The sequence below is a fragment of the Caldicoprobacter sp. genome (assembly GCF_047459465.1).
GTDB lineage: Bacteria > Bacillota > Clostridia > Caldicoprobacterales > Caldicoprobacteraceae > Caldicoprobacter.
Map to the genome: position 1 here is coordinate 1 of NZ_VSCO01000004.1, position 26,170 is coordinate 26,170.

The following is a 26,170-nucleotide window of genomic DNA, read 5'->3' on the forward strand; positions in this document are numbered from 1 at the left end:
TCTGAAGCTATCCAAAATGAATAATCCAATAACGGCAATGGCCAAAACCGTACATAGGACCGCTATCTGTCTCCAGGTAATCCTCCAGCCCGCCATCAGCATGATGAACACCCCGAATGCCATAAATGCCGTTATGGCCCCACCCACATTGGTACCCCACCAGGGCAACGCCAGGGTGGCAAAAACCATAGCCAGCAGCACAACGGCTCCAGGCAGGACCATGCTGCAGTGGGATTTCAGTCGTTCTATAGCCGCTGCTGTACCAATGCAAGTAGCCCCCACAAGTGCCCCCATGTACTCGTTGCCTATCCCGTAAAATCGAGCCCCGCTTATCACGTCGTACCCCAGCGGGGATCCCTGTATAAGCTTTGCACCGGTCCATTGGTCAAGCAGCAACGCCGCCGTCATCATAAGGCATATCACCATGATCCTGTCCAGCATGGCGGGGATAAACCTCCATATAGCAAGGGCAAGCAATAGGGTAAAGGAGGCCGCCATCAAAGCAGCCACCGTCAGAGAAGGTTGGTGTACAATGGGCAAAAGGAGGTAAGTAAAGGGCACCAACATGGCAAACAACAGGCAAAGCTTGATAGCCTTCAGATATTTCCTTTTAACGAAAAGGGTTATCAGCGAGGCTACAACCACCGCTATGATGTAAAACACAAACGCGCGTATCAAGAAGGGGCGTTGGTTGTAGATCTCCACCAGCCTCTGATTAAAAGTTATGATGCCCTCCAAACCACTATCGTTATAAACGCTCCTCATTGGAGCGCCACCCTGTTCTGGGAGAGGCGGTATGCCAAAGAAGTCAAGGATAGTGACTCCCACATCCAGGTTGGTCACCACACCCATGCGGTGGGTTGAGGCAGATGTGAGCCAACCCCTGCCTACGCCTCTTCCCGCCATGATTACAGGGGTCAAACGGTTGTTGACCTGCAGTTCCCGTAATGGCCCCAAGGCTGTGAATACAATAATAAGGTCTCTTTCCATGTCAAGCCGCTCCATCAGCCATCCTATGAAGGTATCCCCATCCTCTATGGCCTTACGCCTATGTTCCTCCAGCACATCATCCATCACCATATGCCTGTAGGCTTCCGCTCTGTAGGTATCACCCCATTCGATGGCTATGACGTCGGCTTCATCCCATACCCTTTGGACTGCTTGAGCCATCCTGTCAAAATCCACCCTCATGCCAAAAGGTCGGGTACCGTCCTTTGTGTTTAACCATTCCCCCACGTCTCCCAAAGGAACAACGCCCTTGTCATCCATCATCATGGACACCAGATACCGTTGTGGCTCCTCGAGCGTATCGCTGTTTCCAACCACAGCCACCTTATAGCCGTTTTGCGCCAGGGCAGTACCCAATGCTCCCACTTTGACGGGATACGGCCTGTTGGCATTGTTGCGATACACGGCAGCAATTCCTATACTGGCTATTTCACCGGCCTGTAGCCTGCGGCCGGTTATCTGATAATAGAGGTCGGCAACCTTTTGCCCCTGATATACATCATCGGCCGAGAAGGCAAGAGGGGAATTGGTAGAACCGGTAATCCTAGCACCTGCCCCCATGGTGACATACAGGTTGTTGCACGAACGGCTTCCAGCCGTGTTGGTTGTCATAAGGCCAATTGCCCCTATCTCCATCAACCTGTCCATATTGGGTGTGGAAGCCTCCTTTATGTCCATCCAGCCTAGCCGATCCATGGCCACCAGGACTACCTTACCCCTCCCTGCTTCAGGCAAAGCAGCGCTGTAAACGGCGTTATAATCCAATTGAACAAGTTCAGCAGCACAATCGGTACCTGCTGCCGATTGGCAGGCCGATTCCACCGCATTAGTAGTAATTCCATAATTCAAGGCTATAGAGCATGTTAAAACGCCCAACGTCAAAAGTAAAAAGAGCCTATTTTTCAAGGCACCTCACCTCATACTTGATTCTTCCCAAAAATATCCCCGTCATACCCCTAGGTAACGCACTGCTCAATATAAAAAAGCGGCTGCAAAATCGTTATTAGCAGCCGCTTTTACCTTTCCCCTTAGTTATATGACAATCATCTTGCCCGCCCGATTTTAGTGTCCCTCTGCTCAATCCTATCGTTTGCAGCTCAGTAGGCGGAAAGCTTTAACAGTTTCCATAGTACGGCCATCTTCCAGGTCCACCACCGGGGCATCAAGGCCGTAAGCCAACGCCATGGCAAGGTAGGTACTTCCAACGCTATCATCATTGGGCCAGTTCCTGTACACCCTTCTCATATCCAGAGTGGTTACCAGGCCCAGCTCGTCCTTGATCAGCTTAATGGCTTTTAAGGCCTCCATGGCCTCCCAAGAAGGTGGCGCCACATCTGCCATGGTACAATCGATGATCACATCCTCCTTCGGTATGCCGTAGGCCTCGGCAGCGCGCACAATCCTCTCGGCTAGCTTCAACCTTCCCCTGGCGTCAGCCGGAGTGCCGTCCTCATCTCTAGTATACCCCACCACGCAGGCTCCATACTTTGCAACAGCTTGAAATACCGCATCCATGACAGACTGTTCAGCGCTTACTCCTCGTACCAGCGGCTTACCATTATATAGCCTCAAAGCAGCCTCCAGGACATCGGCCCTTGAGCTGTCCAATTCCAGCGGAAGATTGACAACTGCCTGTACTTCGCGTACCAGGTTGAGCATCACTTCTCTCTCGTCCATTTCCGGAACAGCCACATCCATCGCCAATACGTCAGCCCCTTGGCTTCTCTGGACAATGGCTTGTGACACTATATCCCCTACGGCGTTATCCTTTATTGCCCTAGCAATGCCCTCATTGAACCTAGCATTTATGCTGCCGCCGATGAGCTTCACGTCCTGACCAAAAACCACCGTCTTTGATCCCGAAGCCACGGCCGTAAACCTCTTTGGTGAAACGGCTATAGGCGTCAAGTCCTTCACCGCTTTCCTTATGGCCTTTATGAAATCGGGAGTGGTTCCGCAGCACCCGCCAACTATCCTTACTCCCATTCGTACCATTGTCTGAATATGCCGCTGAAAGACTTCAGGGGTCAAGGGATAAACCGCCCGCCCATCCACTATTTGCGGCAGCCCTGCGTTGGGTTGCACCAAAACCGGAAGGCTGGAATACGATATAAACTCCTTGACGATGGGCATCAGCCCTTCCGGCCCCAACGAACAGTTCACTCCTAAAGCATCAACTCCCAGGCCCTCAAGCACCACCACGGCAGTTAGCGGATCCGCGCCTGTAAACGTCCTTCCCCTTTGATCAAAGGTCAGCGTGCATATGACAGGCAAAGAGCTGTTCTCCTTAGCGGCCAGGACAGCTGCTTTGGCCTCACGTAGATCACCGAGGGTTTCGATCAAAATGAGGTCAACCCCCGCCTGTACCCCTGCCCTAACCTGCCTGGCATATAATTCATACGCTCGTTCAAAAGACAGTGGCCCCATGGGCTCCATGAGCTGACCTATGGGCCCCATATCCAACGCTACCCATTTGCTCCCCGCAGCACGCCGTGCCAAAACTACAGCCTGGGTTATCACCTGCTCCACAGTATATCCCGTGTCCCTAAGCTTGAATTCATTGGCACCAAAGGTATTGGTAGTTATGACATCGGCACCCGCCTCTATGTATTGCCTATGAATATCCTCGATGATATCAGGATGAAGAATGTTGAAGGTCTCGGGCGGTTGACCAGGGGGAAGCCCATAACGCTGTACCATGGTCCCCATTGCACCGTCAAACACGATTAAGCGGCGTTTCAGCTCCGTTCTAAAATCCATAATCAATTTCATCCTTTCACTAACCCGCTTTGCAGCGATAATAGGTTAAGTATAGTTTTATTATCATACATATTCTCCGATAAATCATTACCTCCTTCTTGGAGATAATACAAATATAACCCTTTATTTAAAAAAGGATTGCCGGGCTAAGAGCTTTCATTTTACTGGCCTTAAGAATTCCCCAACATACAATGCAATATTATCTAGAGGCATCGCCAAACTCCATTCATAACCCTATCTTTCATTACGGGGATATGACACATTCCCCAAATCACTTATCTATACAGCTTGTTAAAAACCCAACAATATTCTACTAAACTTAACAAGATAGGATGCAGACATCCCGGATAGCTGTTGATACAATAGAAGAAAACGTAACAGAGCACATCCATAGCATCAAGGAGGTTCAATATCATGGAAGCCATGACAGGAAAAGAGCTGCTTATAAGGACCTTCAAACATGAAAAAGGCCTTCCAAGGGTGCCATGGGTGCCTTTTGCCGGTATCCATGCTGGCAAGCTCAAAGGCTACACCGCCGTGGAAGTTTTAACCGATGGTGAAAAACTGCTCGAATCTCTTTTAGAAGTAAACAGGTTGTACCGCCCTGATGGGCAGCCTGTGCTGTTTGACCTGCAGGTAGAAGCCGAAATCCTGGGCTGCCAGCTGGTATGGGCCGAAAAAGCCCCACCATCTGTCAAATCCCATCCGCTAGCTTCAGATAAAGCCATTCCTCAGCGTCTACCCGAAAGATCAGATGGGAGGCTTCCCATGATACTGGAAGTGATGAAAAGATTTAAAGCCGAAGTTGGTCAGACCACCGCTTTATTTGGCCTGATATGCGGGCCCTTGACCCTGGCATCCCACCTGAGAGGCACAGAGCTGTTCATGGATATGTTTATGGACTCCGACTATGTACATCAGCTCATTGGATATACCAGCCAAGTAGCCAAAACAATGGCAGAATATTATATAGAAGCCGGTATGGACGTCATCGCCGTTGTGGATCCTCTGGTCTCTCAAATCTCCCCCCAGCACTTTGCACAATTCGTATCGGAAGCCGCTGCAGAAATTTTTAGCTTTATCAAGCGAAAGGGAGCACTGTCCTCCTTCTTCGTATGCGGCAATGCTTCAAAGAATATAGAGGAGATGTGCAAAACCGGTCCCGATTCCATATTCATAGATGAAAACATAGACATGGTGGAAGCTAAAAAGATTACCGATAGATATAACATAGTGCTGGGCGGCAACATCCCCCTAACGTCAATAATGCTGTACGGCAGCCAGCAGGACAACATGAAATACGTGGTAGATCTACTGGATAAATTAAATCACCATAACCTGGCCATCGCACCGGGATGCGACATGCCGTACGATGTTCCTCCTGAAAATCCCATAGGCATACAGCAGGCCATACGCAATACCGACGAGGTAAGAAAGATGCTGGAAAACTATCAGGGCACACAACTGGACATAGAAGTGGAGCTGCCGGACTACGATAATCTCGAAAGGCCGCTCATCGAAGTGTTTACCTTAGACTCAGCCACCTGTGCCGCTTGTACCTACATGGTCAATGCCGTAAAGATCGCTAAAGAACACTTCGGCGACAGAATCGACTGGGTGGAACACAAGTTTACCACCCGCGAAGGCATAGCCCGCATCAAGAAGATGGGCATAAAAAATCTGCCCTGCATCTATATCAACGGCAAACTCAAGTATTCATCCATAATCCCTAGCAGAAACGATCTGTTCAGGAGCATTGAGGAGTGTTTAAAATGAGTCGCAAGATATCCATATATTTGCTTACCGGTTTCCTAGGAGCGGGAAAGACCACCCTTTTAAAAAACCTGTTGGAGTCTAACAAAAATAAAAAGATTGGCATAATAATGAATGAGTTCGGCAGCGTAGGCATAGATGGTACGCTGGTCAAAAGGGAAGGCATAGACATGATGGAAATAAATAATGGATCCATATTCTGTAGCTGCCTTGCATCCAACTTTGCCCAAGGGCTAATAGCTATGGCCAGTACTCCCATCGAATTGCTGTTTATCGAAAGCTCAGGGCTTTCAGATCCATCCGGGATGGAAAAAATCCTTTACGACATACAGCCGAAAATCGGCGATATTTACGATTTTAAAGGTACCATATGCCTTGTGGATGCCACCTCGTTTATGGAGCTGTCACAGGCGCTGGAAGTTATAGGCAAACAGGTAGAATACAGCCATTTGATAGTGATAAACAAGGCTGATTTGGTGGACGCCGAAATGCTTAAAGCGGTACAAGGGAATATTCGCAGCTTAAATCCTATAGCCCCCATAGTAACCACTTCTTACGGCAGATTAGACCCTACATGGCTGCAACAAAATCTCGAAAACTTCCAGCTGCCACCGGCCACTCCTAACCTCAATTGCCCGTCTAACAGGCCAAAAACCCTGCTCCTTGAAGCCAATGGGGTATTTGAGAAAGAAAAGCTAAAGGCCTTTTTACAAAGCCTTTCAGATATTGCCTTTAGAATAAAGGGTTTCTTCAAGCTAAATGAAGGATGGCACTATGTGGATGGAGTCAACGGTTCTATATCCATAACTCCCATTAATGCAGAGCGTAACCTGTCGCAGCTAGTGGTGATTTTAAGGACCAGGCAACCCGTGATGGATATGATACAAAAAAGCTGGGAAAAGCATTTCAACAATGAATTGTGCATTAAATAAACCATCAAATGCACATAGCAATGAAATTCAACGAGAGATAAAATGGCCTATCACTGTTTGATGGAAAATGGAGTTTCTCCCCTTATTTTGGATAAAAAAAAGGGCGTTTTAAACGCCCTTTTTTACGCCACAAAAGTCTTTGCCAGATCAGCAGCCGATGCAGCATCGGGTGCATAGCCATCAGCACCAATCTCATCGGCAAACTTCTGCGTGACGGGTGCTCCCCCTACCATAATCTTTACCTGGTCCCTTAAGCCTGCCGCCTTCAAAGCCTCAATGGTATCCTTCATAGCCGGCATGGTGGTAGTGAGCAGGGCAGACATGGCAACTATACAACCAGGACCTGCCGCTTTTGCTGCTTCGATAAATTTTTCGGGCGAAACGTCAATGCCCAGGTCGATCACTTCAAATCCTGCCCCTTCAAGCATCATGGCTACCAGATTCTTCCCGATATCATGTAGATCGCCCTTCACGGTGCCAATGACCACTTTCCCTATGGGCTTTACATCTCGCTCAGCTAGCAAAGGCTTTAAGATGTTCAGACCGGCGTGCATAGCGCGAGCGGCGATGAGCACCTCTGGAACGTATATCTCGTTATTCTTGAACAGCTCACCTACCTCGCTCATTCCCACTATAAGCGCCTTATTTACAATATCCTCGGGATTTACCCCCTCTGCCAGCGCTGCTTCAACCATCTCCTTTACCTTTGGAGCATTGCCGGCTTTCAAAGCATCAGCAATTGCCCTAAAATCAGCCATCTGTTAACCCTCCTTATCAAACGCAAGTTCATCGCTTGGACAATTCACTCTATTCCTACCATGTATAATGGTTATAAAGCCTACGTTATAAATTATAACAGGTTTAACTGAAGCTGTACCGGTTAAATCTTGTGAAAATAGGGACAATCTTGTCAATGCTATTTCTAGAGATTCTTCCTGTATTGAGACGGGGACATGCCGACATATTTTTTAAACACCTTGCTGAAATAGCTGGCATCCTCATAGCCCACCTGAGATGCAACGGCTACAATAGAGAGAGATGTATCTTTAAGCAATTCTTTAGCCTCTTCCATTCGCACCATGGTCAGATATTCTAAAAAAGTTATGTTGAGCTCCTCCTTGAATAAGTGGCTGAGATAATAAGGGCTTATATATACGCTTCTCGCCACATCCTCAAGGGTAATATTTTTATTGAAATTTTCACGGATATACTTCAAAGCCTCACCGAGGCATTTGGCATTGCGCACCTTCTTGGTTTGGTACACGGTGTCCATGAAGGTATCCAGCACCTTCACAACCCAGTGACATATCTCTTCAATGCTGTTAATCTGGGACAGTTCGGAAATAAAGTTGTAATTTAGGCCCAATAGCTTCTCCAGGCTGGCACCGCCTTCTACCGCCGCCCTGGATATGACAACTACCAGCTCCAATATTCTGGCCTTCATTAGGTCCATATTGCCAGCGGTGCGGAAGAATATATCGCCCAACAGATCATTTAGAATTTCCTTTGCAGCGGTACGGTTCCCTAGCCTAACCTTACTTAAGAGCTCCTTTTCTTTGTCTATAGGATATGTGGGCTCCTGGGCCTTGGTCTCAAGGGCCTTGATGGTCTCCTCCGCTCGCTTTCTCTCAAATATCGCCTCGGCCAGCTTTGCCTGCTGTTCATTGAGCTCCTTCCTATACTGCAACGTAAGCATGCCGGTCTTTGCGATGTGGTTGGCCACTATAAAGATAAGCTTAGCTGCTGCCTGTACGCTCCTACTGGATAACATCTTTATCTGCCTACTGGCCACCACCAAGGCTTCGCGGTTGATGTTGAGATCTCGGGTCAAGTTCAAAAATTCCTGCAGGGCCATCTCATCCCAGTCCCACATAATAACGGGGCCGCACGAGATGCTGCCCAGGTATATATCCTTAAACATTATGGGCGCCGCAAACTCTATCAGCCCGGCATGACACCGAAAGATATACGGTTCACCCAGCTGGGCTGCCTGCCTGCCCGCATAGCTCATGGACTGATTGCATCGCTTAAGCCCTTCGGGATCAGAACGCACCACTTTGCAAAACGGACACTGGCCTTCATATTCATCTGGAACGACGATAGGCTCACCTTTAGCGTTTGCGCATATCGCTCCCAGCCCCGTAGCCAACACAAAGCAGTTGAGTATGCTTTTCAATTCCTTTATATCGATTACATCCTCGATGCTGATATTTTCGATGTCGTAAATTTTGTTGCCGTGTTCAGCCACCCCATAATCCCCCTAAACGCCAGGTTCCTTTGTTTAACTATATCTCCTTTCCACCGCTTGTGCAACATCCTGTCCTTCGGAGTCTCTTGTGGTGGTTGATCCCACATCCAACCCAAGCAAAAGAACATCCCTGCCTTTTTAAATCTATTACCATCGATAATGATTTAAAAGAGCTTATTCCACCCTTTGATAAATTATATCCCTTCTCTAATTATGCCAGCAAAGAATCAGAGGGAAATAAACGGACAAAGAAGACCTCATTCTACACAATATTAATAACTTTTTAATCGAACTTTACCATAACTTTAAGATGGGTTCCATCATTGTGGGTTAACAGATTAAACGCATCCACCACCTCATCTAGAGCAAATACATCGGTCACTACGTTATCAATATCTACTTCCCCGCTGGATACTAATTCAATCAAAGGTTCAAAAGCGTTTAAACTATTTCTTGAACCATAAATATTCAATTCCTTCTTGACCAAAATAGAATGGTTAAATGTAACCTCTTTTTTTCCATTGCCAATCAGTATAATTTTACCACCAAAAGCAACTGCCTCAATGCAATTTAACAGAGACTCAGGATGGCCAACAGCTTCAACGCATACATCCATACCGTTCCCGTTGGTGAACTCCTTTACCCTCTCCATTAAATCTTCCTTGCTAGCATTTATAACTCCGTCAGCTCCCATCATCTCTGCATAATGCAATCTTTTCTCGAGTATGTCGGCGACATATACCTTTGCACCTCTTAACTTAGCAGCTATTAAAGCAAAAATTCCAATAGGACCTGCACCAGAAATCAAAACATTATCACTCTTTTGAATGTCTCCGCGATTAATCGCATGATAGCTAATAGAAAACGGTTCGATCAAGGCCAGCGTTTTGGCACTTAATCCTTTTCCATTATAAATCCTTTCGATAGGCATGGTAATGTATTCTGCAAAAGCCCCATCCCTTTGGACTCCCATAGTTTCATTAAACTCGCAGCAATTCACCTTTCCCCTCTGACACGAATAGCATTTTCCGCAATTAAAGTATGGGTTAGCGGTGACAATCATGCCCTTTTTAAGCCCATACTCGTTTTCTTCAATCTCCACTATCTCTGCAGAAAATTCATGACCTGGAATTCTAGGATAAGTTGCAAAAGGTTGATTTCCCGTATAAGTTGCAACATCCGAACCACAAATACCACAATATTTTATCTTTAAGAGAGCCTCGCCTTTCCTAGGAGTAGGTATATCCCTTTCAATTATTTCAATTTTGCCAGGTTCCTTTATATAAACCACTTTCATATTTTTCACCTCTTCTTTTGCTACTTCACTATTATTGGTCTATTTTTATCGTTCAAATTCAGTACAACTATATCAAAAAAATACGGGCAGAATAATAATCAAAATTCAGCCATTCTTTGAAAATTGCTTAAAGAAAGTGCAACAATCGCATACAACGTCAAATTACATTACTTTTTTACAAAAGCCATTCTTACCTCTGTCCTAATAAAATAAATTGTTAATTATATTCTATCATAGAATTAATGTCATGTAACCCCTTTGGTTCTTTTACTAATTATTTAATTAATACACAATTAATATATGGAAATCATTGGCAAACAAAATCTTGAATAGTTTTTATCACCAATAAGCCCTAAGACTTTGAGGAGCTAAGTGTGGTATGTATGATATGCTAATTTTTAATAAGGCAGGCATAAAAACAAATCCATGCGTAAAACATAAAAAAACGCCATCCTTTAGCATATCATTTCAATTTATCTCGTTTTATAGGTTTCAACAATTTATCTATGATTTTATTACATTGAGCCTTATGCATCGGTTTACCTTTCTTTTATTGCCCTGCAGCTATCCTTATCATAGCCTGGTGCTGAGCATCTACCTGTCCATCTTTGTGGCGAACACTGTTTAGAAAATGGATATCGAAATGCCCGTCGGCACCATTTCCCTTTATCCTGTCGTAATTTATTCCTGCCCCATAATCGCCACTTCTCCAGCTCACATAAGCTCCATCTGGAGCCGAATCCAGCCCTGCATGTAGCGCTGCAGTGGCAGAAGCCGCCAGCTTGCGTCCGTTTATCAGCACCAGCACCGGGCGCCTTGCCCAATAGTTTACAGTACCATTGGCTAGCTTTTCATACTTTTCCCAAATGCCCTTCATTATGAGGGTATCCTCCTGTGTCAGCGGTTCTACATCGGCATGGCCCGACCCATAGGTTCTTACAACCTTAAAGCTGATGCCAGTATAAAAATCCACTACTGTGGCTGTAGAATTGAGCGGGAAGACGTACTGCACTTCTTCCCACCAGTCCAGCAGCTCGCCATATTGGGGCCCTGGAGTGGTTTTTACAGGTATCTCCTTCTTGGGAATCTTTAAAACCTGACCTACGTACAGCACAGCCGAAACGTCTATGCCATTGGCCTGCGCGATGTCTTCAACCGATACGCCATACTTATACGACAGATTCCATAGAGTATCTCCTTTGGCTACGGTGTGGTTCAAGTAGGTAACCTTCGGCGTATCTACCGACGCATTGCTCCGGGGAATGATTATCTTCTGACCTGGATAAATTACGGTTAAACCGGTCATGTTGTTGGCTGCAAATAGCAGATCTAACGAAACCCCAAAGCGCTGGCTTATTTTCCACAGGGAGTCACCCGGCTGTACAGTATAAACGCTGGTGGCATCTCCCCTTGAAGCAGTTGAGCCGCCCAGAAGCTTATTCATGACGCCACGGGTAATAGGGCCTATGATGCCGTCAGCTGCCAGCCCGTTTGCCTTTTGAAAAGCCTTTACGGCCGTCTCGGTTATGCTGCCGAAGTAACCCGTGATCTGAGGATATGTAAAAAAGCCCAAATCCCTGAGAAGGCGCTGTACAACGGCTACATCCTCACCGCTCATCCCTTTTTTTAAATTCCTGGTAAGCTGATACCCTGCAGCTGAAACTCGCGAAAAAGGCACACATATGAACAAGATAAGCAGTAAGGCTGTAACTACTGTCAATGCAAGCCTTTTTGTAGACACTCTTCCTACCTCCCCTTTCCCAGATAATTGAAATGATGTGCTAAAAAGGATGGCTTGTCTCTTATTGTAACTATATTATATCCTGGGAAAAGGAAGGCTTTCTAGTTGAAAAATATGGTACTACTTCATCTTCATCTATCATCTCATCTGGGACATAATTTCCTTCTCCTTTTCCTCCATAAACTGGTTTGTATACAGCCTGTAATAATACCCCCTTCGCCTGAGCAGCTCAAAATGGGTACCTTGTTCAACCACGCGCCCATTGCGAATTACCAGTATGCGATCAGCCGACTTTATGGTGGACAGGCGGTGCGCTATCACGAAGCTGGTCCTGCCACGTAGCACCTTTTGTATAGCGTTCTGGATGATCCGCTCGGTTTCGGTATCTACCGAAGAGGTGGCCTCATCCAACACAAATATCCTGGGGTTGGCCAAAACTGCACGGGCAAACGAAATGAGCTGTTTTTGGCCTGTAGACAGCCTGTTTCCACCTTCGCCCACCTCGGTATCATATCCCTTTTCCAGCTTCATGATGAAATCGTGGGCGTTGACTAATTTTGCAGCCTCCACCACCTCTTCATCGGTGGCATCCAGCCTGCCGTACCTTATATTTTCCTTAACGGTTCCGCTAAACAGATGGGGCGTCTGCAGCACATACCCTATATTGGATTGCAGCCACAGCTGGGAACGCTTGCGGTAATCCACCCCATCGATCCTGATTTCACCTTCGGTGGGCTCATAAAAGCGACACAGGAGGTTTACAATAGTGCTTTTGCCGGCACCCGTCTCGCCCACCAGAGCAATTGTCTGGCCGGCTTTGACCTCGAGGTTGAAATTCTTAAGCACCTCCTCGCCCTCTTTATAGGAAAAGGATACGTTGTGGAAAGTCACATCACCTTTTATGGGCGGCCAGTTTTCCTTTTTGGGCGTAAACAGATCGCCATATTCCTCGATAATTTCAGGGGAATCTTTCACGTCGGGTTGGGTTTCAAGCATGGAAAAAACCCGTTCGGCCGAGGCCTGAGAATTTTGCAGTTCGGCAAATATATGAGCAACGTGGCGAATGGGCTCAAAAAATTGCATTGTATACGAAATGAAGGCTACCAGGGTACCATAACTTATGACATTATTGATGACGCCGTTACCTCCCAACCACAACGTCAGCCCCGTTCCGATGCTGCCCAATGCCGTCACAATCGGCATATAGATGGATGAAACCACAATCGCCCGAACGGAAGAATACCGCATCCGCTCGGTAAGCTCTTCAAACTCCTTCAGGTTTTCCTCTTCCCTCACAAGGGACTTGGTGGTCTTAGCCCCCATTATCCCCTCGTTGAAAGCTCCGGTAATTTGAGAATTGATCTTGCGCACCTCTCGATAGGCCTTCAATATTATCCTCTGAAAATACATGCTGGTTACCACCAAAATTGGCACCACCGAGAGGGTGATGAGGGCAAGCTTCCAATTTAAATAAAGCATAATCCCTATGGTGGTCAGCATCATGGCGATTCCCCACATCAAATCCACAAGGCTCCAGGCAAGGGTTTCGCTCAAGCGCTGAATGTCAGACGTCATCCTGGCCATAATCCATCCAACCGGCGTTCTATCAAAATAGGAAAATGATAATTCCTGCAGCTTTCTAAAACCCATATTTCTTATGTCATAGCACAGGCCTATTTCAATCTTGCCGGCAATGCATATCAACAGCCATACGTTGAGGGCCTGCACCGCGATGAGGAGGCCGTAAACTAAAGCAAAAATCCACAGCCCTGCCAGTTCACCGGGAACAATGAAATGGTCCACGGCATATCTGTTCATAAGCGGAAAAACGGCATCGATGCCACCGGACACTACCATAACCAGCGCCAGCAGCAATAAATCCTTCCTATAAGCCCGGGCATAACTAATCAACTTCTTCCACAAATCTATATTAAACGACTGGGTATATTCCTGTTCCTCGTAAGCGTTCATCTAAACCATTCCCCCTTCATTGCGCTGAGCACTCCATATTACTCTCTTCTGCCAACTCCTCTTCCAACTGACTCTGCAATGCCCATAGCCTCTGGTACAGGCCGGGCTGCCTGATAAGCTCCTCATGGGTACCCGACTGAACCAACCGCCCCTGATCCAGCACCAATATCAAATCGGCTTCGGCCAGGGTGGTGATGCGATGGGATATGATAAAGGTGGTCACCCCTTTTCGCCTTTCCTTCAAAGCCCTGCGGATCTGTGCGTCGGTTTCGGTGTCGACAGCACTTAAGGAGTCGTCAAAGATCAATATGGAGCTGTCCCTGACAAGAGCCCTAGCAATGGCAACCCTTTGCTTTTGCCCACCCGAGAGGGTTACCCCCCTCTCGCCTACTAACGTGTCATACCCCTTTTCAAATTGCTGTATAACATCATCAAGTGCAGCTACGCGTATCGCCTCTAAAATTTCTGCCTCCCCCGCACGGCTATTGCCCAACGCTATATTTTCCTTTATGGTCCTGGAGAATAAGAAAGGTTCTTGAAGCACAATGCCTATATGCTGGCGCAGCCATTTTTTGTTTATCCTTTTAAGCTCAACTCCGCCGATGGTAATGGAACCTCCCTGGTAGTCATATAACCTCAAAAGCAGGTGAACCAATGACGACTTGCCAGAACCGGTAGGACCAAGGATGGCAACAGTCTGCCCCTTCTTCACCTTAAAGGATACATCTTGAAGCACCGGACGGCCTTTTTCGTACTCAAAATAAACATTCCTAAATTCGATGTCCGCATTTAGATCGGGCTTGAGCCCGTCTTCGTTCATATCCTCCCTCGGCTTATCCAAGAGCTCCTTAACCCTTGCCAAAGAGATCTGGGTCCGCCCCATGTCAGTCAGTATTCTACCCATCTGCCTAACCGGCCACAACAGCATACCCTCATAGCTCATGAAGGTCAACAGAGTCCCGAGCGTCATAGTGCCCTGAGATGCCCAATATACTCCTATGACCAGCACTATCCCCATCTGAAACATTATGAGGAAATCCGAAATGGCCCAGTAATTGGCCATCAACCGCATAAGGCGGTATGATAAGTCCCTATATTCCCTATTCTTATCATCAAATTTCTTAATCTCGTAAGCTTGACGGCCAAAGGCCCTTACCACCCTTATCCCCGTCAGGTTCTCCTGCAAAACGGTGGTCAACCTTCCTTCAGCCTCATCAACTAGACGAAATGCCTCCTTTACTTTTGAAAAAAATATGTACGAAAAGACGAATATGATAGGGACTACAGCCATGGAAATAAAGGTCATCTTCACATCGAGGTTGAACATTATGACAAGAGCCATGGTTAGGAGAAACAATGTTCTTCCAATTTCTACCAGTTGTACGGCTAAAAAACGCCTTATGGTCTCCACATCAGAAGTACAGCGCTGTACCCAGTCACCTGTCTCAGCCTTCACATGCTCATCATAGGGCAAACTCTGAAGATGGTCGTAAAGCATATTTCTTAAATTTCTTGCGGTAGACTCGGAAGCCTGTGCCGTCCATTTGCCCCTCATATACATGGCTGCTCCGTTTATCAGGCTTATGGCCAGCAAAAACAAGCCACATATCCACAGATTATGAGCCAGGACATCCCTGCCTCCTAGGCGTAGTATGACATCCTCCATCCAGTAGGGGATATCTATTGGCTTATTGCCAATGATGGAATCCACTGTTGTCCTTACAACCAGCGTCGGCATTAGGGAAAGCAGAGCAGAAAAAGCGGTAACGACTACAGCCCCTGCATACCGCATCCTGTTGTCCTTCATGAGATGCCACAACAATCTCCACGGACCAGAGTTCATCCGACTCATGTGAATCTTGAGCACATCTCCTTTCCAGTTAATTGTCGCCCGAAATCCGTTTTTACAATGGAAAAGGCATCATTTAAACAGCCTAAAAAACCAGTTTCGCCTTATGAAGACAGCTTTATGAGGACATAGTTCTTGGCAGCAATAACAGCGAATACAGGTACCTAGATCAATGCGTGGCTTACCATCAGCCATTTTTATGGCTTTGGGCGGGCAATACCTCGCACAATCGCCACACCCCACACAAGCCTCATACCTTATCATGGGATGTGGTCCCAAATAGAACTTCAGAAACTCCGAAAGCCGGTTGTCGCTTTCAAGGGCCCTTACTAAAAAGCCCAGCTTTTTGGAATCGGGCAGCTTAAAGTCAAGTACACGGAGCTCATCAAACGAATCCCCTATAATCTCTATATCTTCCAGCCTGCTGCTGCATAGCCCCCGTTCTTCAGCCCGCTGTACGGTGCATATCCTTTCAACGGGCAATCCTACCAATGCGGCCGAAACTACATCGAGTGCATAAGGGCTTGGGCTCATAAGAAGTGCACCTACATGACGCGGCCTACCAGCCGACGGCCCATTGCCCTCCATTCCTTCTATGCCGTCCATCACCGAAAGAACTGGCTTCACGTAAGTACATATGTCCACAAGCAAATCGGAAAACTCTTTCAGCTTCTTCATCCTTAGATGGTATTCGGCCTTGGTCATGCCGGGGATAACGCCGAAAAGGTTCTTGACTGCCCCGGTAAACAGGGTCAGTTCGTGGGTCTTCAGCTTTGCCAAAGATATGACGGCATCCACATCCTGCAGCACCCTTATCACCGTCATGCGCTTGGCCACCTTTCCCTCAGGGTGGCTGATTTCCACTATATCGGTGTCGTAATTGAGGAGAGCGCCAGTCCTCTCATGTACTTCTTCCATGCCACAAGCCCTGTATATGCCTTTTAAAGCCCTCTCGGTATATAGCCCCCCGGGGCTGTCGGCAATTATGGGTATAGCCCCTGCCGACTGCACAGCCCTCACCACGGCCTCCACTACGGCAGGATGCACAGTTACGGCTTCCTCTGGCCTTTTCCTCGACAACAGGTTGCACTTGAGCAAAACCTTCATACCGGGCTTTATGTACTTTTCAATGCCACCTAGCAGCTCCACACCCCATCTTACGGCCTTTTCAACTTCCTGGCGGTCATAGCTCCCACACTTCATCAATGCTACCGGCCCGTATTTCATCCTAATTCCCCCATAACCACTCATACTCCCACAAGCCCGCATCAAAAGATTCATGACCTATTGGGCATTGCAGTAATTCACCGTAATAAATCGCTTCATGCACTGGAGCATGATAGGAATTCTCTATATATATAACCATTTTATCGTATTTTCTTTGCCCAATCCACAGGCCCAACACAAAAATAGCAACTATAAGCGCCCACACCACTACCTTATCCGACAGCTTACGCTCCCGATATAATCCCACAGCATTGGCTGCCAAAAAACCTCCTATGAGGCCTCCTATATGCCCCCAGTTGTCGATTCCCGGCTGAATAAAACCAAACAACAGATTGATGCCGATTATGATGAACAACCTAGGCCCAAATACGCGCTTAAACAACGTGCGATTTCTTTTGCGAAAATAGAGCAGAGAACCCATGAGGCCAAATATGGCGCCAGAGGCGCCGGCTGCCGGATTAGGGCTAAAGAGATAGCTAAAGAGGCTACCCATCAGCCCTGACAATACATATATTACAGCAAACCGAATTTTACCGTAAAGCTTCTCTGCTATCGGCCCGTATATATAAAGGGCATACGAGTTGAACAACAGGTGCATAACTCCGACATGCAGAAACATAGCGGTAAAAAGGCGCCAGTACTGCCCTGCAGCGATCAATTCGTTCACCTTGGCGCCAAAGTATACCAGCTGATAGCTTAAATTGATATCAAATACCGTACCTATAAAGCTCATGATCAGCCATACAGCAACATTTAACCCTAGTATGACATACGTAACGTAGGGGGGCCTGGGGTCCATTCGCATACCGCCGTTACTCCAATCATCATACGTTCCGCTCGCATCCCATTCATCAATTATCTCATACTCCCCTTCTATGATGTCCGGGTCGCGGTCCCATTCATGCTTCATGATAACCTCCTCAATCACAATATCTTTTTTAAAAAGTTGCCTATGCGCTTTATGGCTTCATTGATGTTGTCGATAGAATAGGCATAGGAACACCTTATAAATCCTTCACCGCTGGCTCCAAAAGCACTGCCCGGGACTACAGCGACTTTTTGATCCCTCAACAGCTTTTCGCAAAACTCCTCGGATGTCATGCCGGTCTTCTTTATGGAGGGGAAGACGTAAAATGCCCCTTTGGGTTCATAGCATTCCAGCCCTATCTCCCTGAAGCCGTTTACCATTACTTTTCTCCGCATATTATACTGCCTGACCATATACTCCACCGAAGCAAAACCATCTTCGAATCCCTTTCTAAGGGCCTCAACGGCCGCCACCTGGGCCATTATAGGAGCACATAGAGCAGTATATTGATGGATCTTCACCATAGCGCTGATCAAGGCGGGATGACCTGCAGCATACCCCACTCGCCAACCCGTCATGGCAAAGGCCTTGGAAAAGCCGTTTATGACTATTGTACGTTCTTTCATGTCTGGCAAGCTTGCAATGCTGACATGCTTATAGCCATATGTCAATTCCGCATAAATCTCATCGGATATGACTATAATATCAGTGCGGCGCAGTACCTGCGCAATTGCTTCTAAATCCTCCCGAGTCATAACAGCTCCAGTAGGATTATTGGGATAGGGTAAAATCAGCGCTTTGGTCTTGGAAGTTATCTTCTCTTCCAGCTTTTCCGGGATCAAGCGAAACTCATCTTCGGGCCTACACTCCACTGGTATGGCCTTGGCTCCTGTAAAATGGACGCAGGGCATATAAGCCACATATGAAGGATCGGGTATCAAAACCTCATCCTCCGGATTGAGGATGGCCCGCAACGCCAGATCTATGGCCTCGCTAGCACCAACGGTCACCACTATTTCGTTCTTTGGATTGTACTCAAGCCCAAACCGCCTGCTCAAATAGCAGCTTATGGCCTTTCTGAGCTCCGGCATCCCCCAGTTGGAGGTATAGCACGTCATTCCCTTTTCCAGGGAATAGATACACGCCTCGCGCACATTCCATGGAGTTATGAAGTCGGGCTCTCCCACTCCTAGGGAAATGACGCCTTCCATCTCGCTGGCTATATCAAAAAATTTCCGTATGCCCGACGGCGGTACCTCCTTCACCCGTTCAGCAATCATACTCTCTACGTTCATGGTACGATCACCTGCCTGTAATCCTTCTCTTCGTCTTCCAACACAACTCCCTCTACTTTATACTTCTTCAAAACAAAATGGGTAGCCGTGCTAAGCACTGAATCCAGCACAGACAGCTTTTCGGCTACGAAAAAAGCCACTTCCTTCATGGTTCGCCCTTCAACCATTACAGCCAAATCATAGTCTCCCGACATAAGGTAAACCGATTTAACCTCGGGAAACTTATAAATTCGCTCCGCGATGGCATCAAAACCCTGATCCCTCTGGGGGGTCACCTTTACCTCTATAAGGGCAGTCACGTATTCACGGTCGGTCTTATCCCAGTTTATTATGGTATTGTATTTAACTATAACCTTGTTTCTCTCCAGCTCCTCTATCTTTTGCTTAACGGTCTCCACATCGGTACCCAGCATCACTGCTATCTCTTCAGGGGTTCTTCTACTGTCCTCATTCAATATTTCAAGAATTTCATTGACCATAAGCCAATCCTCCCATTCTCACATGAAGGTATATATTTGGATAATTGTATCACCTGTTTATCCTTTACGTCAATACACGCCTTAAACCCTTGGGATAATAATTCTTCAGCATGCCATCGGACAGCTTACCCCATCCCAAAGAATAGCCATCCACCGTTACCAACACCCATCCCTTTCCATCAAATCCTGTAAGGGTAAACCCTTCCAGATATCGCACTACCTCTTCTGAATCGCTTGAAAATTCAATGGTTTGTACTACCGATTCCTTCCTGGATGCCATAGCCAGGGCATGGCCAGGTATAAACCTACCCTTTTTGATGGTCCCCAGCCTTAAGCCCGGTCGCAATACCTTAAGCCCGCTTAAGTCGGGAAGGGAAGGCGGTATCCAGTACAGCTGTTCCTTGCGCATATAAAGATAGCCTTCTATGGGCTCTCTCATATATTCCTTAACGAAACGCTCGTACTCAAGCGGCAGCTTGCTTATCCCCCTGCGCTTATAGAAAAGGGGTAGGCTACTGCTACCACCATCCGCCTTCTTTTCAAACAGCGCCATAAAATGGCCTTCACCCTTTATCTTATGCGGCCAAAGCCGATAAGCTTTTGCAAGCTCCGGATTCCCGCTTGCCCATTCGGGGACTCCCCTGTCAAACCATCTGAAGCGCACATCATCCACCAGCGAAAAATCGGGGTGTTCCTTTAAAAACCAGTCCACTACCCCTTCGTTTTCTTCGGGAGAAAAGGTACAGGTGGAATACACCATTCTGCCGCCCGGAGCCAGCATCTCAGCTGCATGCTTCAATATGCTCTTTTGCCTTACGCTGAGCCTATCAGGTAGGGTATAAGACCACACTGAGCACATATCCGGCCTCTTTCGAAACATGCCTTCGCCCGAACAGGGAGCATCCACCAGTATGCGGTCAAAGTAATTCTTGAACACCGCCGCCAGCCTGCCCGGCGTTTCCTGGGTAATAGCAACATTTCTGACACCCAACCTCTCCAGATTTTCACCCAGCACTATAACGCGGGAGGCATCGATTTCGTTGGACAGCAAAAAGCCCTCCCCTTTCAGCCGCGCAGCTATTTGGAATGACTTTCCTCCGGGCGCAGCGCACAAGTCGAGCACCTTATGCCCCGGCTTTACTCCTAAAAGCTCAGCCGGCGCCATGGCGCTGGGCTCCTGAATATAATACAGCCCTGCATAGTAGTAAGGGTGCTTGCCCGGCCGATCCTCATTGCCATAATAAAAGCCAGCTTCGGCCCATGGAACTGGCTTCAGCTCAAAAGGTGCAATGGATAAAAAATCCTCCGGAGCGATCTTCAACGTGTTCACCCTTAATCCCTGATACGGCGGATTTTTAAAACACCCCATAAACTCGGCATATTCTGGGCCTAAAATGCCCTTCATCTTATCCATAAAAGCCTCAGGCAAATTGGTCACCTTTTCGCATCATCTCCTTCAAACAAACCTGCAATGTCCTTAAGCTGATCTTGGGTAAAGCCTTTAGCTTTAAGCGGCTCAATTATGTCTTTTTCCTTATTGGGAACAAACGCCTTTATTATGGTACACTTCCCTTCAATCACATAATCCCCCAAACAAGCAGGTATAAGTACCGAATCTCCAGCTTTAAAGGGCTGGCTTCCCCGGCTGTAAGTTATCTCCCCCTGCCCCTCCACCACCGTCAACGTAAAGAATTTAGACCCATCGGCCGTCTCTTTCATACAGCTATGGCATTCCAGCTTTTGTACAGCAAAATAACTACAAGCCACATAGTATATACGCCTGCCGCCCTCCTCTTCAACTGGCAGCCCTGATAGCTTATCTTTTGCAAGCCTGCCACTGAAATCTATCACATCCAGCGCTTTGTCCACATGAAGCGTCCTGGGCTTGCCATCATCCCCTAGCCGGTTCCAGTCATACACCCTGTAGGTGGTATCGGAATTCTGTTGAATCTCGCAGATGAGAATTCCTGGCCCTATGGCGTGCACCACCCCTGCCGGTATATACAGAACATCTCCAGCCTGCACTTCGACGCTTCTCAGGTATTTCTCCAACCGTCCAGCCCTTACGGCCTCCTCAAACTCTTCCCTGGTGGTTCCAGGCACAAGGCCATAGATCAGGCTGGCACCAGGCTGTGCATGGATTATATACCACATCTCGGTCTTTCCCGATCGACCATCTTCATGCAACGCCGCATATTCATCATCCGGGTGCACCTGCACAGACAGAATTTCGCTAGCATCAATAAGCTTTATGAGCAAAGGAAACTCATTCCCAAATCTCTTGTGTACCTCTTGTCCCAATAGCTGGCTTCCATAGGAATCGATGAGCTGCCTCAAGTTCATTCCCATTAAAGGGCCATTGGCAACCACGCTGGTACCGTTGGGATGGCAGGCTACATCCCAGCTTTCTCCTATCTTATTAGACGGAAGCTTCCTGCCATATTTCTCATAAAGAGTGCTACCACCCCATATCTTCTCCTTTAATATGGGATCAAATAGCAATGGATACAGCACGATGGTCTCCTCCCCACCGCTAATCCTCATTCACATCGAAAAATTTTGCCGATCAATTATCAGTTACCCTATTTATTATAACGACTCAAGGCCAAAAAATGAAGGATGATGTTTCAACTAAAAAGCTTCCGGTTAAATCCGGAAGCGCAAAATCTAACATTTAAGCCTGCCCATCGGCGCCGTTTTCGGCTGTGAACTCACCGCCGTTGTTTCCATTGTCATCAGCCTGCTCACCCGGCTTTTGCGTCTCCGAAGGAATTTGAGTCTCAGGAATTTCCTCGGCAGGTTTTGGCGGGCCTACTCTTTTCAGTCCCACAATCCTGGGATAATTGCTGTATGCCTCTTTGACCCTCTTGATTTCCTTTCCATCCTTATAATACACGCGGTAGGTCTGAACCTTGATTCCCGGCCTAGACTCGTATTCTATAATCTCCTCTCCGGGATTTAAAGTGTTGTCCTGCACCACTTTTTCGGCTGGCTTTTCGGTCTGCTGCAATATTACCGATACCACCTCTATCTTATCGTAATCGGTAGGCGCCTTGCCGTATACTTCAACGTAAAGCCTTCCACCTTTTATATACCTGTTGAAAAATACCGGCGTATCCTTGTTGTTTTTGATCTTCAGGTCGAGCTTGGGATAATCCACCGTAGCATCCTGCCCCACTTCGGTATAAGTAGAAGGCCATGAATGATGCCATCTCTCCACTATCTCCAGGTCAGCGCGTATAGCAGCGCCATACAAAGTGGTAGAAGTCTGACAGTTACCTCCCCCCGGTTCATTCACCAGCTTTTTGCCCTCTTTGATGACCGGAGCATCCAAATACCCATGGGCTTTATCCCTGGGACCCGTTGCTTCGTTGAATGAGAACACCTCCCCTGGATCAAGGCGAAGTCCATCAAAGCTTTTCGAGGAAAGGGTTATATTATGAATCCTCTGAGGCGTTCCACTCAACTTGGTGGAATAAACGGCAATCCTGCTGGTCCAAGTTTTAACCTCTTCCAGAGTATATTTGGGGTAAAGCGTTTGAACCGGGATCTCATAAGGAGTAAAGTCCATCGCATCCACCTTGGCCTTTATATCGGCCATAGCCTGTTCAACCAGCATCCCTCTCCCTATGACCTCTTCCGTAAAAGTAAACTTTGGGTCACTGTCGGGATGAAACTCGATTTGGGCGTCAACGGGTTCAACGTTTATCTGCTTGGCAATTGTCTGCAGTTCATCTTCAAGAAGTGAGACATCGTATGTCAAGGTAGTAGTAAAATGTCTCCCATTTCTCCTGGCTTCATATATATCCATAAGCCGCTGAAAGATGTTGCCCCGTCTTCCCACCTGATAGGCTTCTCCCACTACTTCCTCTATGTTGAAACTGGCGCCAATATCCCTGTAGGTGTATTCCCACTCCAGCTCTCCATAGCGCAGTACTAACTTCATGGCATCCAACTGGGGCTGATGACGGTCACTTACGGCTTTCAACCCTTCCTCAAATGTCAACCCTTGCAGCGGTATGCCGTCAACCGTCACTCCTGGATAAAATCGGTCGCTGTTTAAAATGCGATAGGCAAAAGCCCCTATTCCCAAAGACGCTAAAAAAATGATTGTAAACAATATCATCAATGCCGCTTTATATATCCCATCTTTTTTCTTACGGCGTACAGCCCTTCTCTTTACAGCTTGCCGCTTAGACTGAGTCGTAGATTGCATCCATCTTACCTCCACTTATTAGAGGGATCCCCCGTTTTATTTTTATGTGACGTTTATTACTTTCTCTTTCGCACAATTTATTTATATAGTAGAATAACCTCAGACAGAAGTAAATACATTACGCCATAAAATAATAGAAGCTTAACAGTCTGAAGCAAAACCGTAAAGTTTTTTAAAACTTTCGTAACAGTTTTACTTCAGCACCGTTAAGCTTGATTTTATATGGATCCTTTTATACGGCCTCAATATTCATGGTGAGCTCGACAAGCTTTCCCTCGGCTTTTATCTTATCTATAAGCTCCTCGGTCACTATATCCCCCTCAGCAGCCAACAATTCTCCCCTCTCGCTCATTATCCTCTTAGTAACCCTCTTCCCCAGAAGGAATCGCCTTTGCTTTTGCTCGAATAAAGAAGAGCCTTTATATTTGTATTGCTCATCATTGGCGTTTCCCGCAAGTTGATAAACTTCTCCACGCGGTTTATCGCCTGCATTATCGGCTCCATCACTAACGCCATCGCTGACAATCAGTATTCCATTACCATAGGTAACAACCTGGGAGGAATTCAATTCTAAATCTTTTTGGTTTTGGGCGTATAGCTGGCATCTTACAATCCTTCCATCGCTTTCATCGAAGTAATATTCTTGTACATTCCCCAGGTACTCGCCCCTTTGAGTGTAGACCCTGGCGTCCTCGAGGCTCATGCCCTGCTCTATCAAATCAAGGGCTTCCTCAACCTGCGAGAAATGCAATATATTTTCCCGGCTCTCGGTAATGACCGCATGGGACCCTATCCCTAACACCTTATCAAAGGGCAATAGCTTGGCCCCTAAATACCATTCCTCATCTTCGATGATGAGGTACTGTACCTTCCCTTCATAGCAATTTATCAGCAACTTCCTAACCCTGCCACACTCAATACCTTCCCTTACGCATATAACCGGCAACCCTTCAACATCATGCATAGCTTTCATATTATCAACCCCGATCATACCCCTATTGTCGTCTTATCATTCATTCCACTTAGGATTTTGTGGCATTGATTCTATAAGACAATATGTAGAGGCTGTCGCTCAAGTGAACATTTTCAACTATGACATCATCGGGTAAAACGACATCAATGGGAGCGAAATTCCAGATGTACTTTATGCCACAGCTCACCAAAAGTTCGGCGACTTCCTGTGCCTTCTCCTTTGGGGTACAGATCACTCCTATATCTATATTATGGCTTGCAGCGTAGCTCCTTAAATCGTCCACGTCGTAGATCTCGATACCGCGTATGGACATGCCTATCAAACGGGGATTGACATCGAACATGGCTCTTATAAAAAAGCCTTCTCTTTCAAAACCGCTGTAATTTGCTAGAGCCTGACCCAAATTTCCTGCTCCTACCACTACCATGTTGTACTGCCTGTCCAACCCCAGGATCTTTTTAAACTCCTCGCACAGCTCTGCCACATTATAACCATATCCCTGTTGCCCAAACCCCCCGAAACAGTTGAAGTCCTGTCTGATCTGCGATGCAGTAAGTCCCATCTTCTGCCCCAGCTCGTTGGATGACACCCTTTTTACGCCATTTTTCTTAAGCTCCATAAGATACCTGTAATACTTGGGCAACCTCCTTATGACTGCCTCGGAAACTCTGCGCCTACTTCTTTCCATCATAAAACCACCTCCACACGGGTTAAACGCCGTTTAAAGCAGGCCAATCCCCTTATTTTAAAATTATTTCCATCGATATCAGTGTAACAAATAATACCGTCAAGTTCAATATGAAACTAAAAATAAAGCATTCCCGGCTTATTTCAAAACCGGAAATGCTTTCCCCTCAATTCTCTTTTTCATTCTGTCCCATAAGAGAGTGGAGGTTTAAAATGGCAGAAGAAATATGCTTTGCCATAAACTTTTCAGCTTCTGCCGCATTCCTTTTCATAATCGCCTCAAAAATGCTCCTATGCTCATTTAATGACTGACATGCTCGCATGGGCACCTTTAAAGAACCGCGCCGTGCCTGTTCCACATACCTAAGCAGGTTGTCCAGCAGATGTTTAAGTACCTTGCTGTCGCAGGCCTCGTATATCACTCCATGAAAACGCGTATCCAGCTGGGTAAGCTGCTCAAAGTCGTTTTTCTTGGTATAATACCCCATCAGCTCCACGATCTCTTCCAATTCTTTGAGCTTTTGCTGGTCTATGCGCTGGGCTGCCCATCGAGCCGCCAACCCTTCAAGCATGGAACGTATGGTATATATATCATCTATATCTTGCTGAGAAAATCCGTTTACCACCACTCCCTTATTGGGGATGGAAATCACCAGCCCTTCCAGCTCTAGTTGCCTGATAGCCTCGCGTATGGGGGTCCTGCTTACACCCAGCTCTTCTGCCAGCCTGGTCTCAACCAGCGCATCGCCAGGCTTGTAGCGGCCATCCAATATGGCATCTCTAATGTAATTAAACACATATGAATGCAGGGAATATCTCTCCAGCGATTGCAGCCTGGCAAACCTCTTGGCTTTCGCCACACCATTCTCTTCAATATTTTCCATAATACCTCACTCTCTAGACTTT

20 protein-coding genes and 1 pseudogene are annotated in these 26,170 nt (G+C 47.0%); 2 read left to right on the top strand and 19 right to left on the bottom strand.

Translation table 11 applies throughout. The annotated features are described in order from the left end of the window. Together FWJ59_RS00675 and FWJ59_RS00680 are read right to left on the bottom strand one after the other, a co-directional pair. Positions 1-1,857 (bottom strand): hypothetical protein (locus tag FWJ59_RS00675; RefSeq protein WP_414480058.1); only part of this gene is annotated, 1,857 nt, incomplete at its 3' end. Positions 1,858-2,091: 234 nt separating this feature from the next. Further along, complete coding sequence (locus FWJ59_RS00680; protein WP_414480059.1) at positions 2,092-3,768, bottom strand: homocysteine S-methyltransferase family protein; 1,677 nt, start codon at positions 3,766-3,768, stop codon at positions 2,092-2,094. Between the two features lie 423 nt (positions 3,769-4,191). On the opposite strand from FWJ59_RS00680, the gene FWJ59_RS00685 reads away from it, so the two are divergent. Next, positions 4,192-5,544 carry a uroporphyrinogen decarboxylase family protein gene (locus FWJ59_RS00685; protein WP_414480082.1) on the top strand — a complete coding sequence of 451 codons (1,353 nt, stop codon included), beginning with the start codon at positions 4,192-4,194 and terminating at the stop codon, positions 5,542-5,544. Continuing rightward, positions 5,541-6,473, top strand: a complete 933-nt coding sequence (locus tag FWJ59_RS00690) for a CobW family GTP-binding protein (RefSeq protein WP_414480060.1) — start codon at positions 5,541-5,543, stop codon at positions 6,471-6,473. Before FWJ59_RS00685 ends, FWJ59_RS00690 begins: the two co-directional genes overlap by 4 nt. Positions 6,474-6,595: 122 nt before the next feature. Here FWJ59_RS00690 and FWJ59_RS00695 read toward each other — a convergent pair whose 3' ends face one another. From FWJ59_RS00695 to FWJ59_RS00775, 17 genes and pseudogenes are all read right to left on the bottom strand, one after another. Beyond that, positions 6,596-7,231 (bottom strand): corrinoid protein, encoded by a 636-nt coding sequence (locus tag FWJ59_RS00695; protein ID WP_414480061.1) that lies wholly within the window; start codon positions 7,229-7,231, stop codon positions 6,596-6,598. Positions 7,232-7,395: 164 nt separating this feature from the next. Next, on the bottom strand, positions 7,396-8,721 hold the full coding sequence (locus FWJ59_RS00700) for a PocR ligand-binding domain-containing protein (RefSeq protein WP_414480062.1): 1,326 nt from the start codon (positions 8,719-8,721) through the stop codon (positions 7,396-7,398). Positions 8,722-9,004: 283 nt separating this feature from the next. After that, positions 9,005-10,018 carry a zinc-binding alcohol dehydrogenase family protein gene (locus tag FWJ59_RS00705; RefSeq protein WP_414480063.1) on the bottom strand — a complete coding sequence of 338 codons (1,014 nt, stop codon included), beginning with the start codon at positions 10,016-10,018 and terminating at the stop codon, positions 9,005-9,007. 550 nt (positions 10,019-10,568) lie between these two features. Further along, entirely contained in the window at positions 10,569-11,759 is a 1,191-nt protein-coding gene (locus FWJ59_RS00710) for a LysM peptidoglycan-binding domain-containing protein (RefSeq protein WP_414480064.1), read from the bottom strand. Positions 11,760-11,897: 138 nt separating this feature from the next. Beyond that, positions 11,898-13,730, bottom strand: coding sequence for an ABC transporter ATP-binding protein (locus tag FWJ59_RS00715; protein ID WP_414480065.1), 1,833 nt, complete (start codon positions 13,728-13,730; stop codon positions 11,898-11,900). A gap of 16 nt (positions 13,731-13,746) precedes the next feature. Further along, a complete protein-coding gene (locus FWJ59_RS00720) occupies positions 13,747-15,597 on the bottom strand; it encodes an ABC transporter ATP-binding protein (protein WP_414480066.1) in 1,851 nt (616 codons plus the stop codon). A 54-nt stretch (positions 15,598-15,651) separates the two neighbouring features. Next, the gene (locus FWJ59_RS00725) at positions 15,652-15,843 is read right to left on the bottom strand and encodes an indolepyruvate ferredoxin oxidoreductase subunit alpha (protein WP_414480083.1); all 192 of its coding nucleotides are present in this window, start codon (positions 15,841-15,843) and stop codon (positions 15,652-15,654) included. A gap of 159 nt (positions 15,844-16,002) precedes the next feature. Further along, a pseudogene (locus tag FWJ59_RS00730) lies at positions 16,003-16,860 on the bottom strand (DUF362 domain-containing protein); the annotation flags it as partial. Continuing rightward, the gene (locus FWJ59_RS00735) at positions 16,808-17,716 is read right to left on the bottom strand and encodes a rhomboid family intramembrane serine protease (protein WP_414480067.1); all 909 of its coding nucleotides are present in this window, start codon (positions 17,714-17,716) and stop codon (positions 16,808-16,810) included. The pseudogene FWJ59_RS00730 and the gene FWJ59_RS00735, both read right to left, overlap by 53 nt. Before the next feature lie 14 nt (positions 17,717-17,730). Then, the gene (locus tag FWJ59_RS00740) at positions 17,731-18,909 is read right to left on the bottom strand and encodes an aminotransferase class I/II-fold pyridoxal phosphate-dependent enzyme (protein WP_414480068.1); all 1,179 of its coding nucleotides are present in this window, start codon (positions 18,907-18,909) and stop codon (positions 17,731-17,733) included. After that, the gene (locus FWJ59_RS00745; protein ID WP_414480069.1) at positions 18,906-19,388 is read right to left on the bottom strand and encodes an Lrp/AsnC family transcriptional regulator; all 483 of its coding nucleotides are present in this window, start codon (positions 19,386-19,388) and stop codon (positions 18,906-18,908) included. The genes FWJ59_RS00740 and FWJ59_RS00745 overlap by 4 nt, the downstream gene beginning before the upstream one ends. A 64-nt stretch (positions 19,389-19,452) precedes the next feature. Further along, on the bottom strand, positions 19,453-20,826 hold the full coding sequence (locus tag FWJ59_RS00750) for an RsmB/NOP family class I SAM-dependent RNA methyltransferase (protein WP_414480070.1): 1,374 nt from the start codon (positions 20,824-20,826) through the stop codon (positions 19,453-19,455). Beyond that, the gene (locus FWJ59_RS00755; RefSeq protein ID WP_414480071.1) at positions 20,823-21,902 is read right to left on the bottom strand and encodes a type I phosphomannose isomerase catalytic subunit; all 1,080 of its coding nucleotides are present in this window, start codon (positions 21,900-21,902) and stop codon (positions 20,823-20,825) included. Before FWJ59_RS00755 ends, FWJ59_RS00750 begins: the two co-directional genes overlap by 4 nt. Positions 21,903-22,062: 160 nt before the next feature. Beyond that, a complete protein-coding gene (locus FWJ59_RS00760) occupies positions 22,063-23,604 on the bottom strand; it encodes a VanW family protein (RefSeq protein WP_414480072.1) in 1,542 nt (513 codons plus the stop codon). Positions 23,605-23,836: 232 nt separating this feature from the next. Next, positions 23,837-24,577, bottom strand: a complete 741-nt coding sequence (locus FWJ59_RS00765) for a PRC-barrel domain-containing protein (RefSeq protein WP_414480073.1) — start codon at positions 24,575-24,577, stop codon at positions 23,837-23,839. A 49-nt stretch (positions 24,578-24,626) separates the two neighbouring features. Then, positions 24,627-25,265, bottom strand: coding sequence for a redox-sensing transcriptional repressor Rex (locus FWJ59_RS00770; protein WP_414480074.1), 639 nt, complete (start codon positions 25,263-25,265; stop codon positions 24,627-24,629). A 166-nt stretch (positions 25,266-25,431) separates the two neighbouring features. After that, positions 25,432-26,148: a GntR family transcriptional regulator gene (locus tag FWJ59_RS00775; protein WP_414480075.1), complete on the bottom strand. Its 717-nt coding sequence runs from the start codon at positions 26,146-26,148 to the stop codon at positions 25,432-25,434. Between the last annotated feature and the right edge of the window lie 22 nt (positions 26,149-26,170).

What these genes read in the sequence shown, in the direction of transcription:
- FWJ59_RS00745 (WP_414480069.1), bottom strand. Translation starts at nt 19,388, where the DNA reads ATGGTCAATGAAATTCTTGAAATATTGAATGAGGACAGTAGAAGAACC.
- FWJ59_RS00690 (WP_414480060.1), top strand. Translation starts at nt 5,541, where the DNA reads ATGAGTCGCAAGATATCCATATATTTGCTTACCGGTTTCCTAGGAGCG.
- FWJ59_RS00685 (WP_414480082.1), top strand. Translation starts at nt 4,192, where the DNA reads ATGACAGGAAAAGAGCTGCTTATAAGGACCTTCAAACATGAAAAAGGC.
- FWJ59_RS00760 (WP_414480072.1), bottom strand. Translation starts at nt 23,604, where the DNA reads ATGCAATCTACGACTCAGTCTAAGCGGCAAGCTGTAAAGAGAAGGGCT.
- FWJ59_RS00775 (WP_414480075.1), bottom strand. Translation starts at nt 26,148, where the DNA reads ATGGAAAATATTGAAGAGAATGGTGTGGCGAAAGCCAAGAGGTTTGCC.
- FWJ59_RS00680 (WP_414480059.1), bottom strand. Translation starts at nt 3,768, where the DNA reads ATGGATTTTAGAACGGAGCTGAAACGCCGCTTAATCGTGTTTGACGGT.
- FWJ59_RS00735 (WP_414480067.1), bottom strand. Translation starts at nt 17,716, where the DNA reads ATGAAGCATGAATGGGACCGCGACCCGGACATCATAGAAGGGGAGTAT.
- FWJ59_RS00740 (WP_414480068.1), bottom strand. Translation starts at nt 18,909, where the DNA reads ATGAACGTAGAGAGTATGATTGCTGAACGGGTGAAGGAGGTACCGCCG.
- FWJ59_RS00765 (WP_414480073.1), bottom strand. Translation starts at nt 24,577, where the DNA reads ATGAAAGCTATGCATGATGTTGAAGGGTTGCCGGTTATATGCGTAAGG.
- FWJ59_RS00770 (WP_414480074.1), bottom strand. Translation starts at nt 25,265, where the DNA reads ATGGAAAGAAGTAGGCGCAGAGTTTCCGAGGCAGTCATAAGGAGGTTG.
- FWJ59_RS00725 (WP_414480083.1), bottom strand. Translation starts at nt 15,843, where the DNA reads ATGATAAGGTATGAGGCTTGTGTGGGGTGTGGCGATTGTGCGAGGTAT.
- FWJ59_RS00695 (WP_414480061.1), bottom strand. Translation starts at nt 7,231, where the DNA reads ATGGCTGATTTTAGGGCAATTGCTGATGCTTTGAAAGCCGGCAATGCT.
- FWJ59_RS00705 (WP_414480063.1), bottom strand. Translation starts at nt 10,018, where the DNA reads ATGAAAGTGGTTTATATAAAGGAACCTGGCAAAATTGAAATAATTGAA.
- FWJ59_RS00715 (WP_414480065.1), bottom strand. Translation starts at nt 13,730, where the DNA reads ATGAACGCTTACGAGGAACAGGAATATACCCAGTCGTTTAATATAGAT.